At 41.7% G+C, this 13,777-nt stretch carries 14 protein-coding genes; 13 read left to right on the top strand and 1 reads right to left on the bottom strand.

What is annotated here, in order from left to right:
- Positions 1-20 precede the first annotated feature (20 nt).
- Positions 21-197, bottom strand: a complete 177-nt coding sequence (locus WJQ40_RS13340; protein ID WP_337540808.1) for a hypothetical protein — start codon at positions 195-197, stop codon at positions 21-23.
- Positions 198-476: 279 nt separating this feature from the next.
- Between WJQ40_RS13340 and WJQ40_RS13335 the strand changes: the two genes are divergently transcribed.
- From WJQ40_RS13335 to WJQ40_RS13275, 13 genes are all read left to right on the top strand, one after another.
- Complete coding sequence (locus tag WJQ40_RS13335; protein ID WP_337540806.1) at positions 477-1,253, top strand: hypothetical protein; 777 nt, start codon at positions 477-479, stop codon at positions 1,251-1,253.
- Between the two features lie 95 nt (positions 1,254-1,348).
- A complete protein-coding gene (locus tag WJQ40_RS13330; RefSeq protein WP_337540803.1) occupies positions 1,349-1,708 on the top strand; it encodes a BlaI/MecI/CopY family transcriptional regulator in 360 nt (119 codons plus the stop codon).
- Positions 1,709-1,710: 2 nt separating this feature from the next.
- On the top strand, positions 1,711-4,155 hold the full coding sequence (locus tag WJQ40_RS13325) for a M56 family metallopeptidase (RefSeq protein WP_337540801.1): 2,445 nt from the start codon (positions 1,711-1,713) through the stop codon (positions 4,153-4,155).
- Between the two features lie 485 nt (positions 4,156-4,640).
- Complete coding sequence (locus WJQ40_RS13320; RefSeq protein WP_147371235.1) at positions 4,641-4,859, top strand: hypothetical protein; 219 nt, start codon at positions 4,641-4,643, stop codon at positions 4,857-4,859.
- 47 nt (positions 4,860-4,906) lie between these two features.
- Positions 4,907-5,095, top strand: coding sequence for a hypothetical protein (locus WJQ40_RS13315; protein WP_147371236.1), 189 nt, complete (start codon positions 4,907-4,909; stop codon positions 5,093-5,095).
- A gap of 233 nt (positions 5,096-5,328) precedes the next feature.
- Positions 5,329-6,309, top strand: a complete 981-nt coding sequence (locus WJQ40_RS13310; protein ID WP_337540798.1) for a Gfo/Idh/MocA family oxidoreductase — start codon at positions 5,329-5,331, stop codon at positions 6,307-6,309.
- A complete protein-coding gene (locus WJQ40_RS13305; protein ID WP_337540796.1) occupies positions 6,309-7,046 on the top strand; it encodes a DNA alkylation repair protein in 738 nt (245 codons plus the stop codon). The genes WJQ40_RS13310 and WJQ40_RS13305 overlap by 1 nt, the downstream gene beginning before the upstream one ends.
- 19 nt (positions 7,047-7,065) lie before the next feature.
- The gene (locus tag WJQ40_RS13300) at positions 7,066-9,147 is read left to right on the top strand and encodes a methyl-accepting chemotaxis protein (RefSeq protein ID WP_337540794.1); all 2,082 of its coding nucleotides are present in this window, start codon (positions 7,066-7,068) and stop codon (positions 9,145-9,147) included.
- A 123-nt stretch (positions 9,148-9,270) separates the two neighbouring features.
- Positions 9,271-10,539: a HAMP domain-containing methyl-accepting chemotaxis protein gene (locus WJQ40_RS13295; protein WP_337540792.1), complete on the top strand. Its 1,269-nt coding sequence runs from the start codon at positions 9,271-9,273 to the stop codon at positions 10,537-10,539.
- A gap of 263 nt (positions 10,540-10,802) precedes the next feature.
- Positions 10,803-11,480 carry a helix-turn-helix transcriptional regulator gene (locus WJQ40_RS13290; protein WP_337540790.1) on the top strand — a complete coding sequence of 226 codons (678 nt, stop codon included), beginning with the start codon at positions 10,803-10,805 and terminating at the stop codon, positions 11,478-11,480.
- Between the two features lie 185 nt (positions 11,481-11,665).
- On the top strand, positions 11,666-12,613 hold the full coding sequence (locus tag WJQ40_RS13285; protein WP_337540788.1) for a GTP-binding protein: 948 nt from the start codon (positions 11,666-11,668) through the stop codon (positions 12,611-12,613).
- A gap of 31 nt (positions 12,614-12,644) precedes the next feature.
- Entirely contained in the window at positions 12,645-13,577 is a 933-nt protein-coding gene (locus WJQ40_RS13280) for an AEC family transporter (protein WP_337540787.1), read from the top strand.
- Positions 13,578-13,616: 39 nt separating this feature from the next.
- A complete protein-coding gene (locus WJQ40_RS13275; RefSeq protein ID WP_337540785.1) occupies positions 13,617-13,763 on the top strand; it encodes a hypothetical protein in 147 nt (48 codons plus the stop codon).
- Positions 13,764-13,777 lie beyond the last annotated feature (14 nt).

Raw genomic sequence — 13,777 nt, 5'->3', positions numbered from 1 at the left:
GGTGCTTTGGGACATTCTTTTCATTTTGGAATTGCAATTTGTGGAAACTCAAGCCACCCTTTAATCTGTTTTATCTGTTCTGCCCGTTCGGGATCTCTGTGATACTGTAGCTTGAATTGAATCGTCTCTACTACTTCTTTCCGTGCTTCATCATCTAACTGATAAAAGGAAGTCAGTAAATTATCCACATCCGGCATACTGTTTTTCCCGAAGAGATACATAAGCGGGTACATGGAATTTTTTAAATACGTTTTTACACGATTTTCGTCAAGAGCACCATTCAATCCGCTTGGTAATGTAGGATATATTTCTTCTTCTGTGATTGCACCGGAAAAGGGACTGGCAGAGCATATCTCATTTACGTCAATTTCTAATTCATTTGCCAGTCTAAGTGCAAAGTCAAATCGGATATTAGAATCCTTTTGAATAATAGAATAAAAGCTGAGCAGATACGCACAGATAATCGGTACCGTATCATGTGGAATCAGACGGTGGACAGGGCACTCGTCAGCGGTGTGCCGGAGAAACAGATTTTAGAAGTAAAACAGAATGAAATCGGACAGAAAGCAAAGGCTTCCATTCAGAAGTCGGGGAGAAATCCGGCACTGTTCAAAAGCCTGATTATGACGGCGATATATGCTTTGGAGCTACTGATTAGTAAGGTATTTAGAATGGCTTTGGAAAAGGCTGATAATGTGACGGAAGCGTTTGTAAAGTCAGAGCCGGAGCAGACGAAAGTTCGGGTAGTTAATGAGCCTGTGATGGCGAAAACGGAACTGATTCCGGAAATGCCAAAGAAGACCGAGCTTGTTTCCAAGTATCCAAGGCTTGCGGATATTTATAATAAGATGGAAAAGCAGAACAAAGTCATTTGTCAAAGGGATCAACAGCTTGCAAGTGTTGAGAAGGAGATTGCCGTAACAAAAGGGATTTTCAAGGGAAAACAGCGTAAGGAGTTGCAGGAGCAGGCAGAACAGTTAATGATACAGATAGCCAATATGAAACAGTATTTGTCAAGTATCGTGCAGAGTTATGGATATAAGAATGTGAAGGAGTTCTTGGTTAAATTTAAGGCTTCTAAAGCAGAATATACCTATTATCAGTCGGCGATTGCAAAGTGGGAACAGCAGGCCGGAAATAAGGCAGAACCGGACAGCTTAAAGGCAAGGATTCAAAGAAAGGCGCAGGAAGTAAAGGAACGAGAAAACAACAGACAGAGCCATCATTACAGGAGCGATAGAGGTGGCAGATAGGAAATTATATAATCATATTGACAGGCAAGACCACAAGCGGTAGTCTATAAATAAGACCACTGCTTGTGGTCTGTTGCGTTAAAGGAGGATACTTTATGGAAATTCAATTAGGTGTGATTGAGGCAAGATATGCAGATATGATTTGGGAGCATGAACCGGTTACTTCATCGGAACTGGTAAAGATGACGGCAGTGCAGTTTAACTGGAAGCGCACAACTGCACACAATGTTTTGAGAAGATTGATTGATAAGGGATTGTTTCAGAATGAAAACGGACTGGTAACAGCCGTAATATCCAGAGAGGAATTTTATGCCAGACAGAGCAGACAGTATATAGAAGACACCTTTGCGGGTTCTCTTCCGGCATTTATTGCAGCATTTACGCAGGATGCAAAACTGACACCGGAAGAAGCTGAGGCAATTCGTAAGATGATTGACCAGGCGGAGGAAAAGTGAGTATGGGAGATATTTTTTTAAAACTGCTGAATATGAGCATCACAGCCAGTTGGCTGATTTTAGCAGTATTATGCATTCGCCTTTTATTCAGGAAAATACCTAAGTGGATTACCTGTTTATTATGGGGTGTGGTAGCAATCCGACTGATATTTCCGCTTTCCATAGAAAGTGCATTTAGTCTGCAACTAAGTGCAGAGCCTATCAGAACCAGTACTATGGTAGAGGGAGAACTGATACCTTATGTACCGTCCGTAGACAGTAACATAGGTGTTGTAGAAAATACTGTAAATCCCTTATTGGCAGAAGCCTTTGCATATCAGGAAACAGAAAGTGTGGCTCCATTACAGATAGCGACAGAAATCGCAGGAAGTGTCTGGCTGTGCGGAATGGTAGTACTTCTTATTTTTGCACTGGTGAGTATGATAAAATTGCGCCTACGTGTAAGGGAAGCGGTGCGCTACAAAGAAAACATCTATATTTGTGATGCAGTAAAGTCCCCATTCATTTTGGGTATTATCAAGCCAAGGATTTATCTTTCCTCTGCTTTAAGTGAGGAAGAGATGGATTATATTATTGCACATGAAAGGGCGCACCTAAAAAGAAAAGATCATTTATGGAAGCCTTTTGGATACCTGCTTTTGTGTATCTATTGGTTCAATCCGTTGTGCTGGATTGCCTATATTATGCTGTGCAAGGATATTGAACTGGCTTGTGATGAAAAAGTAATTAAGGATATGAGTTTTGGGGATAAGAAGGAGTATTCCAGAGTATTGTTGTTTTGTGCAACGCAGAGACATCTGGTAATGGCGTGTCCCTTGGCGTTTGGAGAAGTGGGAGTAAAGGAAAGAGTGAAAACAGTATTGAATTATAAAAAGCCGACCTTTTGGATTACGATTGCCGCAATCGTGGTATGTGCTATTGTAGCAATTTGTTTTCTGACGAATCCTGCAAAAGAATATCAAATCAGAATCACGATTCCGGCAAGAAGCGAAACAGGCTTTTATTATTCTGATGAAGAAATATGTCCAAAGAGAAATACGTTGACAATTGCAAAAGGTGGACATCTTGGAGATACGGAAGTGATTCTTTTGCCGGTCGAAGTAAAAGAAGAAAATGCTTATGATGAACCTATTTATATTACAGCGGTCGCACCGGCAAAAATGGATGTAGAGAAAGGTGCGTGGTTTAAAATTGGTGTAAATATGCAGAATCCCACAGCAGAGGATATCGATGTTTATGTTATGGTTCGCGGTGTAGAGGTAAGAATTGCATCTAAAACAAAGGGTGATAATGATTCCAATGGAGAAAGTGCTGAAGAGCAGAATTCAGTAACACCTCAGAATTTGGAAGGACCACAAGAACCGGATGCGAATGAGGACGCAGTTTATGAAGAATTGAACCGGGTGGTTAGTACCATTGGTTTGGAGAATGCTTATCCATGGAATAATACAGTAGAGTTTAAACCGAATGCGGATGTTCTCATTAAAATGGCAAGTGATGGGTCAGGTCGGTTTGAAATCTATGGTATTATGAGTGAAAAATATGGAAGCTACGGGCTTTTGCTGAATGATTGGATAGGTGGAGAGCAGAATTGGAACTTCGCCCTTGTTCCCTGGTATTATTCAGGTGCTCCTTCTGATCAACCCATTTTAGAATCAGACGGAAAGGGAAGATACATCTTTGCATATGTGTATGATTACGATGATGTCCCATTGTGGCATGAGTGTGTTTTGGATTGCGGATATGATACCGGGCATATGCAGTTAATTCCTGAGAATGAATATCGTACCATGTTGTTGGAAGAAGAGCAGACAGCATTACCTTTTGAAAGTCAAGGAGAAAATGGTAATAATCCAGAAGAAAAACCTATAGCCCAAACTGCTATGGTAGATACTTCTAAAGTTTTCAGTATTGTAGTGACAAACGGGAATACGGGAGAACAGATAACACTTACTGCAGAAACTTCTGCATATAATGATTTAATCAAACTCTATTCGCAGTTGGATTTTACAGCAGAATGTGCAGAAAATGCAAGGGTTGGTTATCAATATAGCATGAAACTGCAGGATGCAGAGGAAAATAAATTGCAGTCGGTAACGCCCTATAAGGATGGTTTGACAGTTGACAGCTTTTTTTATCAGTACGGTCTTGCAGACAATGGGGCAGATGCTTCGTTAAGACTAATGGAGTATTTGGAGCACATTTTCTATCCGGAGAAAACATCAATGGCAATGTCTTTCAACGAAGCTCCGGTGAATACTTTGCCGGATGTGACTATGATAATGATCAAATATAAAAATTATGAGGGAGATATTGAAATTATTAATGGAAGTGACAGTGAACTTCAAACAGGTGAATGGTTTTGCATTCAGAAGTGGGAGGAGGGATCTTGGCATCGGGTAGATGAACTGATAGACGGAATATGGAAAGAGGTTGCCTATATTTAGGTCATATTTAGGGCACACTTCCGTGCCAGATATTTCAATATTAGAACTTGGTTTGGACAATCATACTGCTCTCGGCTTGCTTGCTACCTAATCGTACTGCTCGAAACACGAAAGATAAGCAAAAGCAGTAAAAATTAGTCAGAAAAGCATAAATAAAGCTTTTACTGCCTGAAACAGAAAAAGTAATTGTGAGGTGGTATAAATAGGGTGTTAAATAGAACAGGTACCCTGGGGATATCAAATATATACTGCCTATAAAGAGAGAAGGAGTAGATAAGCAGTAATAGTGTTAGAGCATATATATGTAGGGCAAGAATATTTACTGCCCCAGAAATAAATGAAGAATAAATAGCCGTATTCTTCTTGACAAGTAAATATGTCTTGAAAATGAACTTAAGGGTTTGCCAGGCGGAACGCTACGGTGTACAAGCAGTAATGGAACAGATCAATTTTTTATAAACGGGAAATATGCAAATAAAAAGCAGATGAATACAATACAGGGAATCATACAGAGAGAATATGATGAAAAATTGCAGGTGGCGCTAAAAAAGAGGCTGCAGATTTTACGTGAACTTGAGAAAAACTATAGTTCCAGAGAACTTGAAAAATGTTTTGAAAGCTTATGTAAGGCTCGTAAAAAGCATGTGAAACCGCTTTTCAAGACTGTGGAAGAGCAGATTGAGGAGTTTTTGAACGAAGAATAGTGACATGCAGACCTGATTTTACTGTTATAAATAAAAGGACAGGAAAAATGTTTCTTTATGAACATCTTGGGAAAATGGATGACGAGAATTATGTTGCTTCCAATATGCGTAAACTTGATTTATATGAAAAGAACGGATACTTACTGGGAGAGAGCCTGATTATTACACATGAAACGAGTACAGCTCCTTTAAATATCAAAGTTGTAGATTCCTATATCAAAACCTATTTTCTTTAATGATTCAAAGGACAAAGAATTCAGGACAGGAGAAATTGGCAAGGAAATTGACAATAAAAAGTGGTAAGAAAAATTGACGAGAGAAACCGGGCAGGATATTGAGCAGATACAGCAGAAATGATAATATAAAAAAGAGTTATGACAATTGGTAAGACGTAAGAAAGAAATAAATACATTCAAGTCTGTTTAAATATATTCGAATACACTCAAATATAAGCATGTAGGAGGTTACTATGGGCACAAAGTTAAACTGGGTAGTTCTTGGAACGGGAGTTATTGCAAACCAGATGGCACAGGCACTGCAGAAAATGGGAAAACCGTTATATGCGGTAGGCAACAGAACCTACGAAAAGGCAGTAGAGTTTGCAAAGAGGTATGGCATTCAGAAGGTGTACCCGCAGATCGCTGATATGTTTGAGGATGAGGCAGTGGATATCGTTTATATCACAAGCCCTCATAATACCCATTATGGATTTATGAAAAAAGCACTGGAGCATGGAAAGCATCTCCTGGTGGAGAAATCCATTACCCTGAACAGCGAAGAGCTGGATGAGATGATCGCCCTTGCCAGAGAAAAACATCTGATTCTGGCAGAGGCTATGACAATCTGGCATATGCCGATCTATAAAAAGCTTTGGGAGATTGTGGAAAGTGGTGAGCTTGGCAAAGTCCAGATGATCACTGTGAACTTTGGAAGCTTTAAGGAATATGATATGAAGAACCGTTTCTTCAATATGAATCTGGCAGGAGGTGCTCTTCTGGATATTGGTGTTTATGCCCTTTCTATCGTGAGGAGCTTTATGACAGAGAAGCCTGCTGATATCGTAAGCCAGTGGAAACCGTCTCCGGCAGGGTCGGATGAGCAGGCGGCGATCCTTCTGAAGAATAAAGACGGGCAGATGGCGACAGTTGCCCTTTCCCTGCATTCCAAGCAGCCCAAGCGTGCTATGATCAGCTGCGAAAAGGGATATATAGAAATCATGGAATACCCAAGAGCGGACAGGGCAAAGATCGTGGATGCAAGTACCGGTGAGAAGAAAGAAATCTCCTGTGGTAAGACCGAGGATGCACTTTTTTATGAAATGACAGATATGGAAAGAGCTGTTGAGAGTGGGGATGAAACAGAAATGTATCTGAACTATACAAAGGATGTAATGGATATTATGACAGGACTCAGAAGGGAATGGGGACTTAAGTATCCAGAGGAGATGTGATGAAGATACAGGAACAGTTATTTGCACTGCAGGATAAGGAATACAGGGATTTTCAGAGTAAACTGATTCCTGAAATTGACAGGGAAACGATCATAGGGGTAAGAATACCTACGATGAGAAAGCTGGCAAAGAGCTATGCAAAGGAGCAGGAGAGTAGAGAGTTTCTGCAGTGCCTGCCGCATACCTATTATGATGAAAACATACTGCACGCACTGTTGGTTTCGGATATAAACGATTATCAGGAATGTGTAGAGGCAGTAGACAGATTCCTGCCTTTTGTGGATAACTGGGCAGTCTGCGATATTTTTTCTCCAAGGGTATTTAGAAAGAACAGAGAAGATCTGATAGGCAGGATCAGAAAATGGTCCGCATCCAGGGAACCTTATACGTGCCGGTTTGGCATGAAAATGCTGATGACGCATTTCCTTGAGGGGGATTTCAGAGAGGAGTATCTGGAGATACCTGCCGCAGTCCACTCTGATGAGTATTATGTGAATATGATGACAGCCTGGTTTTTTGCAACAGCACTTGCCAGACAGTGGGAAAAAACAATTCCCTATATAGAGGAGAAAAGACTGGACCGGTGGGTTCAGAATAAGACAATACAGAAGGCAAGGGAAAGCTACCGGATTACAGATGAGCAAAAGGAGTATTTGAAAAAGTTTAAGATAAAATGTCAAAAGTGCAACGCTATATTGAAAAATGACGGTCAATATAGTATTCTTAAGAAGAAGTAAATCATGGGGGGTAAGAATCATGAAATCAATTAAAGCAAAAATTATTGCAGGCATTATCATATGCACATTGCTTTCTTCTGCTTCTATTGGATTTTTGAGTATCAAGGATATTTGTCAGACTTCCGATCAGGGTGCAGAAAAAGAAATGACACTGACATGCCTGAATGGACAAAGCGAGATCAATGCACAGATCGCCCAAATCGCCCAGTCAGTGGATACCTTAAGCAGCATTGCAATGGAAAGACTGGATTTTTCAAAATTTAAAGGAAATAATACATATGTAACACAATATACAGAATCTCTGATGAGTGATGTGGTTAAATTTGGAGAAAACACCAATGGTGCAATTTGCGTTTATGTACGGTATAATCCTGATTTCACAGCTCCTACATCAGGGATTTTTCTGACTAGAAACAGTACAGAGGAGCCATTTACCAGTTCAACACCAACGGATTTCACTATGTATGAGAAAACAGATCTGGAACATGTGGGCTGGTATTACATACCGGTGCAGAATGGTGCGCCGATCTGGATGGAGCCCTATCTGAATGGAAATGTTAATATTTATATGATTTCCTACGTGGTTCCACTATATGCTGACGGGGAGTCTGTAGGTATCATAGGTATGGATATTGATTTCTCCAAGATTACCGGAATGGCAGAAAGTGTAAAAGCGTTTGAAACAGGATATTCCTTCCTGTACAATGCGGATGGAAAGATCATGTATCATCCGGAGCTTGATAATGGGACAGGGCTGGACCAGCTCGGATTTACACAGGCAGATCAGGAATTCCTGTGTAATCCTGAAAATGCCGGTAAGATCATGGATTATACTTCCCAAAAAGAAAAAGAAAATATTGTTTTCTATGAGCTTAGTAATGGCATGTATCTGGCACTGACGGCACCGCGCGCAGAGATCACAGAAGGTGCTGTAAGCCTGTCAGCAGGTCTTAGTGGGATTGTACTGGTATGTCTGCTGCTCAGTATCGTACTTGGAGTGATCATAAGTATAAATATTGGCAAACCGATTTCGGGAATTACAGCAGTCATAAGGCAGACTGCGGATCTGAATTTTAAAAAGACTGAAAACGGAGAGAAGCTTACCAAAAGGAAGGATGAAACCGGCATGATGGCCTGTGCTGTCGGTGATATGAGAAAGGTATTCCGCAGCTTTGTGAGTGATATTACAGAAACTGAAACGGCTATCCTGACAGATATGGACAAGCTGAATGAGATTATGCAGACAAACAGTGAAATGGCAGAGGATAATTCAGCCACGACACAGGAAATGGCTGCCGGAATGGAAGAAACTACTGCAAGTACCTCGATGATCACAGAGAATATCAACGGGATTAAGCAGAGTACGGAGGAGATCAGAAGTCTGTCAAAAGAAGGAAAGGAAACCTCCGGAGAGGTAAAGGGAAGAGCAGACAGACTGCAGCGTACTACCGTGGATTCCAGCAACAAGGCAATGGAAATCTATCAGGAAATGAAAGGTAAGACGCAGGAAGCCATAGAAAGATCAAAGGCAGTGGAACAGATCAATAATCTGACTGATAATATCAGACAGATTTCCTCTCAGACAAATCTGCTTGCACTGAATGCAAACATTGAAGCAGCGCGTGCAGGTGAAGCGGGAAAAGGATTTGCAGTCGTGGCAACAGAGATTGGTAATCTTTCCAACCAGACCTTTGAAACAGTAAACGGTATCAATGAAATGGTGGAAGAGGTTAATGGTGCGGTTGAAAATATGACGGACTGCATTACGAGGATCATGGACTTCCTTGAGAACACAGTTGTGCTGGACTATAATTCCTTCAGACAGATTGGAGAAGAATATCAGACAGATGCCAATACCTTTGCGGAAGCAATGAGCAGGATCAATCAGGAAATTGCAGATCTGGATAGTAAAATAAGCGATATAGCAGAGTCTATTGAAAACGTCAGTGAAACGGTAAGCCAGTCTGCAGAGGGGGTAAATCAGATTGCAGAGAAATCTACAGAAGCAGCGTCCAAAACAGCAGAAGGATATGCACTGCTTAATGAGTGCAGGGAAAGTATCGGCCAGCTCCGCAAGATAATAGAAAAATTCCAGATGTAGAAACAAGATGGGAAAAACCGTATCTGAAAGAGTATTGTATTTTTATATTTTTCTTGACGGAAGATGAGGAAGAAATTAGAATAGAATCTATAGATGAAGCTAAGACAAAAGGAGCGATGACAAATGAAAAAAATTGAAAAAATGATAAAGGACAGGCCGATAGCGAAGAAGCTCAGTCTTATATTCCAATTTATATTGATTGCATATCTTATGCTGGCAGCAATTGGATTTGTTGGTATGATCCAGGCTAAGAATTATGTAGGAATGGCAATTATTGTCGTGATCGTGTTGGTAAGTATCTGGTTTAACAATGTGCGGTTACAGAGTATTCTGAGTAAAACACTGGTTGAACCGATCAAAAATCTGGTTGTGGCATCCGAGAAAATTTCTTCCGGTGATTTTGAAATAGGAGTTCCCTATGAGGCCGAGGATGAGCTGGGAGAACTGTCAGACAGCTTTGAAACAGCAGCAGGGGTTCTTGATAAGGTTGTTCTTGATCTGTATAGTATTGTCAGACAGTTTTCTGATGGAAATTTTGATGTACAAAGCTCCTGTCCGGATGCTTATGTAGGAAGGCTGCGTAGCGTTCTGGATGAACTGAATGCAATGGTTGATAAGGTAAGCTCTACGATGCACGGTATTCAGGATTCTGCTGAGCAGGTATCCGCAGGAAGTAACCAGCTTGCTGAGAGCGCACAGGATATTGCAGAGGGGGCTACAAACCAGGCGGCAGCGGTTGAAGAACTGGTAGCAACCGTTGATGAGGTAACCAATCAGGTATTAGAGAACACTAAATCTACTGATATTGTACATGATAAAGCTAAGCAGGTAGGGGTGGAGGCTGCTAACAGCCAGAAGAAGATGGACGAGCTTGTTGATGCTATGAAGAAGATCAACATCACTACCCAGAATATTGAAAAGATCATTGCTGATATTGAAAATATCGCATCTCAGACCAATCTCCTTTCCCTGAATGCTTCTATCGAGGCAGCACGTGCAGGAGAGGCAGGACGTGGATTTGCAGTAGTAGCTGACCAGATCAGACAGCTTGCAGAAGAAAGTGCAAATTCTGCAGTAGAATCGAAGAAACTGATTGAAGAGTCATTAAATGAGGTTGAGGTTGGTAATAAGGTTACCAAGGAAACCGGTGATGCCATGAAGGAAGTCATGAATGAGCTCGACAAGATCATTCAGGAGGTTGCCAATATCAGAACTGCATCTGACAGACAGGCTGTATCTGTTAAGGAGATCCGTAAGGGTGTAGAGGATATCAATGATGTTATCCAGTCTAATTCAGCAGCAGCTCAGGAAACTTCAGCAACCAGTGAAGAGCTTTCCGCATCAGCAGCTACCTTAAATGAACTGCTTGACAAGTTTAAGCTTCGTGCTTAATGAAAGATAAAATAAGATGGAGAGACCTGGAGAGATCCGGGTCTTTCTTTTTTTGTACACAAAATGAACTGGTTGATGTCCAGAAATGAAAAAAGCTTCAGCGACCTTGATATGGGTGGAAAGCATATCCGGAACAGAGAGAATTCTTTACGGCGGGAGAGGATAGATTCCACGAAAGAGAGAGTAGCTCTCCCAACTGTAGGTTGATTCTATGGTCAGCTGCCGTTATACTGACAGCAGAAGCAGAAAGAGAGGAAAAGCAGATGGATCAGAAAAAGATAGGAAACTTTATTGCAAAGCTGAGAAAAGAAAAGGGGATGACACAAAGGGAACTTGCAGACAGACTATGCGTCAGTGACAAGACGGTTTCTAAGTGGGAATGCGGCAACAGTCTGCCTGAGATCACGCTGCTTGGAACTCTCTGTGAAGCATTGGACAGTAATGTTAATGAATTATTGTCCGGAGAAAAAATTGTGGATACGGAGTATTCAAAGAAAGCGGAGGAAAATATGATGAATTTAATTGCAGACAGCAGGAAGAATGGAAAGGCAGAATTTATTTTTGGAATTATCCTGGCAGTTGTACTGATCATACTGCTTGGACTTGGTGTACAGAGCGTTGGGGGTGGAAGTGGAGTTAAAATTGGATATTATATCGATGTGCCAAGCCTCTTTTTTCTGGTACTTGGATGTCTTGCCTTTGGGATGATCGCAGTGGAAAAGACACTGATGGGATTTCTGAGGGTAGCAGAAGCGCTGGTGATCCCGTTTAGTGTCATGGAAACAATGATTCAGATGCTGTATGTCCTGCATCATGTGAATGAAATTACCAAGCTTGGACCAAATGTGGCTGTCGCACTGTGCTCGACTCTGTATGCATTGATTATTTATGTGGTCGTAAGACTGATCAGGTTCCGGAAGGAAAGACAAAAGGTATGCTAAGATTCACAAAACAGCGTAACAGAAGTGATAACGACTTTGCAAAACACGAAATGAGAAGCACAGATCTGCTTGATGAAAGAACTTCAATGACTTATAATTTTTGTTGAAGTTCTTTTTTGTATAGGAAAGTTGATTCAGGAAGATAATTTCTGATCTGTCATACAGAAAGGCAGAAGAGGTGAAGAATGATAACCATAGATTTAATTACGGGCTTTTTGGGATCTGGAAAAACAACCTTTATCAAAAAATATGCCAGGTACCTGATGGATCAGGGACTGAAGATAGGTATTCTGGAGAATGATTTTGGGGCAGTAAATGTAGACATGCTGCTTTTGCAGGAGCTTCTGGGAGAGCAGTGTGATCTGGAAATGGTGTCCGGCGGATGTGATAAAGACTGCCATATCAGAAGATTCAAGACTAAGCTGATCGCCATGGGAATGAGCGGCTATGACAGAGTGATCGTAGAACCGTCCGGCATTTTTGATGTGGATGAATTTTTTGATTCTTTAAGGGAGGATCCACTGGATCAGTGGTATGAGATCGGAAATGTGATCACGATCGTAGATGCCCTGTTAAATCTGCGGCTTTCCGAGGAGTCAGATTATCTGCTGGCTTCTGAGGTGGCTGATGCAGGAAAGGTTATCATAAGCCATGCAGATGAAGCTGATCCGGGGCAGATTGACGGAACGGTGCAGCATCTGAATCAGGCGCTTGCGAAGATCAAATGTAAAAGACAGCTGACAAATGAGGATGTCATTGCTGAAAATATGGAACAGCTTTCTGAAAAGGCACTGGATGCTGTTTTTCACTGCGGCTACCGGTTGGAAAGCTATTGCAAGCTGGATGCTGGGGATTACAGGGGATTTGATTCTGTTTACTTTATGAATGCAGAGATTTCAGAGGAAAAGCTGAAGGAAGCAGCAGTGAAGATCCTTTTGGATCCAGCCTGTGGCAACGTATTCCGTATTAAGGGATTTATTAGGAAAGGCAGTGGATGGCTGCAGCTGAATGCTACACGTAGCGTGGTCGAACTGAGGCCGATCGGAACCGGACAGGAGGTTCTTATTGTGATCGGTGAAAATCTGAAGGCGGAAGTTATCAGCGATATTCTTGGAGCGAAGCCTGCTGTATAGGAAGGTATAGGAAAAAGAAAGGAAAATACAGATGATTAAGATATTAGAGGCACTTCTGCCGGTTCTGCTGATGATGGGACTTGGTGCCTTCTGCAAGGCCAGAGGCTGGCTGAAGCAGGAAAGTATAAATGGATTGAAATTTCTTGCCACAAAGATTATTCTGCCGGTAGCAATTTTTCATGCACTGTCTACGGCAGATTATAGCAGCAGTATTTTTAAAATTGTACTGATCATGTTCTGCATGCTGCTTATCTCCTTTGGGGCAGGTTTTCTGGTTAAGGGGTTTGTAAAGCCGCCATACCGGAAGTATGTACCGTTTCTGGTCAGCGTGTATGAGGGCGGCATGATGGCATATCCGTTGTATACGAATCTGTGCGGTACAGAGAATCTGTCACAGATTGCAGTACTGGATATTGCAGGACTGTTGTTCGGGTTCAGCGTTTATATGAGTCTGCTCCGGGCAGTAGATGGCTCTGAAAAGATGGGAGTGCGTGACATATGTCTGGACGCTGTGAAGAATCCGGCATTTATTGCTACCGTACTTGGTATTTTGTGTGGGCTTACCGGCATAGTCAGAGAACTTCTGGAGAGCAGTGCCGGAGACCTGTACCTGATATGTGAGTCCATGATTACCAGTCCTCTGTCAGCCATTATCCTCCTGATTGTAGGATATGAGCTGAAACCGGACAGGGCACTTATGATCCCCTGTCTGAAAACACTGCTGCTGCGTATGGCTGTGCAGGCGGTGATGATTCTTGGAGTTCTGGCTGTAGTACACCGGTTCGCAGGAAGAAATCAGCTTCTTGATCTGGCAGTTCTGATCTATATGTCAGCACCGGCGACATTCAGTCTGCAGACTTTTGTGAAAACGGAGGAAGGGTCTACTTATATTGCAACGACCAATTCTCTGTACTGTTTCATCAGCATTGCTGTTTATGCCATAGCGGCATTTTTTGTGAGATAAACACAGGATGTGATTACCTGTGAGAGGGGTTAACTGACAGTGAAAAAGAAAGCACTGAAGGCAGCTTTTCCTTATGCGCTGTCTATTTGTATCGGATTTTTATTTCTGGGGATATCCTATGGATTTCTGAGTATTGCAGGCGGCACCATTCTTTATATGGTACTGGTGCAGACTGTTTTTCAATGAAAAGGAGAAGCTTT

Origin of the sequence: Suilimivivens sp., assembly GCF_037359455.1 — a bacterium.
Taxonomy (GTDB): Bacteria; Bacillota; Clostridia; order Lachnospirales; family Lachnospiraceae; genus Suilimivivens; species Suilimivivens aceti.
The sequence above is the reverse complement of the archived record's forward strand: the minus strand, read 5'-3'. Positions and strand labels throughout refer to the sequence as shown.

What these genes read in the sequence shown, in the direction of transcription:
- WJQ40_RS13325 (WP_337540801.1), top strand. Translation starts at nt 1,711, where the DNA reads ATGGGAGATATTTTTTTAAAACTGCTGAATATGAGCATCACAGCCAGT.
- WJQ40_RS13300 (WP_337540794.1), top strand. Translation starts at nt 7,066, where the DNA reads ATGAAATCAATTAAAGCAAAAATTATTGCAGGCATTATCATATGCACA.
- WJQ40_RS13305 (WP_337540796.1), top strand. Translation starts at nt 6,309, where the DNA reads ATGAAGATACAGGAACAGTTATTTGCACTGCAGGATAAGGAATACAGG.
- WJQ40_RS13335 (WP_337540806.1), top strand. Translation starts at nt 477, where the DNA reads ATGTGGAATCAGACGGTGGACAGGGCACTCGTCAGCGGTGTGCCGGAG.
- WJQ40_RS13320 (WP_147371235.1), top strand. Translation starts at nt 4,641, where the DNA reads ATGAATACAATACAGGGAATCATACAGAGAGAATATGATGAAAAATTG.
- WJQ40_RS13310 (WP_337540798.1), top strand. Translation starts at nt 5,329, where the DNA reads ATGGGCACAAAGTTAAACTGGGTAGTTCTTGGAACGGGAGTTATTGCA.
- WJQ40_RS13285 (WP_337540788.1), top strand. Translation starts at nt 11,666, where the DNA reads ATGATAACCATAGATTTAATTACGGGCTTTTTGGGATCTGGAAAAACA.
- WJQ40_RS13280 (WP_337540787.1), top strand. Translation starts at nt 12,645, where the DNA reads ATGATTAAGATATTAGAGGCACTTCTGCCGGTTCTGCTGATGATGGGA.
- WJQ40_RS13340 (WP_337540808.1), bottom strand. Translation starts at nt 197, where the DNA reads ATGCCGGATGTGGATAATTTACTGACTTCCTTTTATCAGTTAGATGAT.
- WJQ40_RS13290 (WP_337540790.1), top strand. Translation starts at nt 10,803, where the DNA reads ATGGATCAGAAAAAGATAGGAAACTTTATTGCAAAGCTGAGAAAAGAA.
- WJQ40_RS13315 (WP_147371236.1), top strand. Translation starts at nt 4,907, where the DNA reads ATGTTTCTTTATGAACATCTTGGGAAAATGGATGACGAGAATTATGTT.
- WJQ40_RS13295 (WP_337540792.1), top strand. Translation starts at nt 9,271, where the DNA reads ATGAAAAAAATTGAAAAAATGATAAAGGACAGGCCGATAGCGAAGAAG.
- WJQ40_RS13330 (WP_337540803.1), top strand. Translation starts at nt 1,349, where the DNA reads ATGGAAATTCAATTAGGTGTGATTGAGGCAAGATATGCAGATATGATT.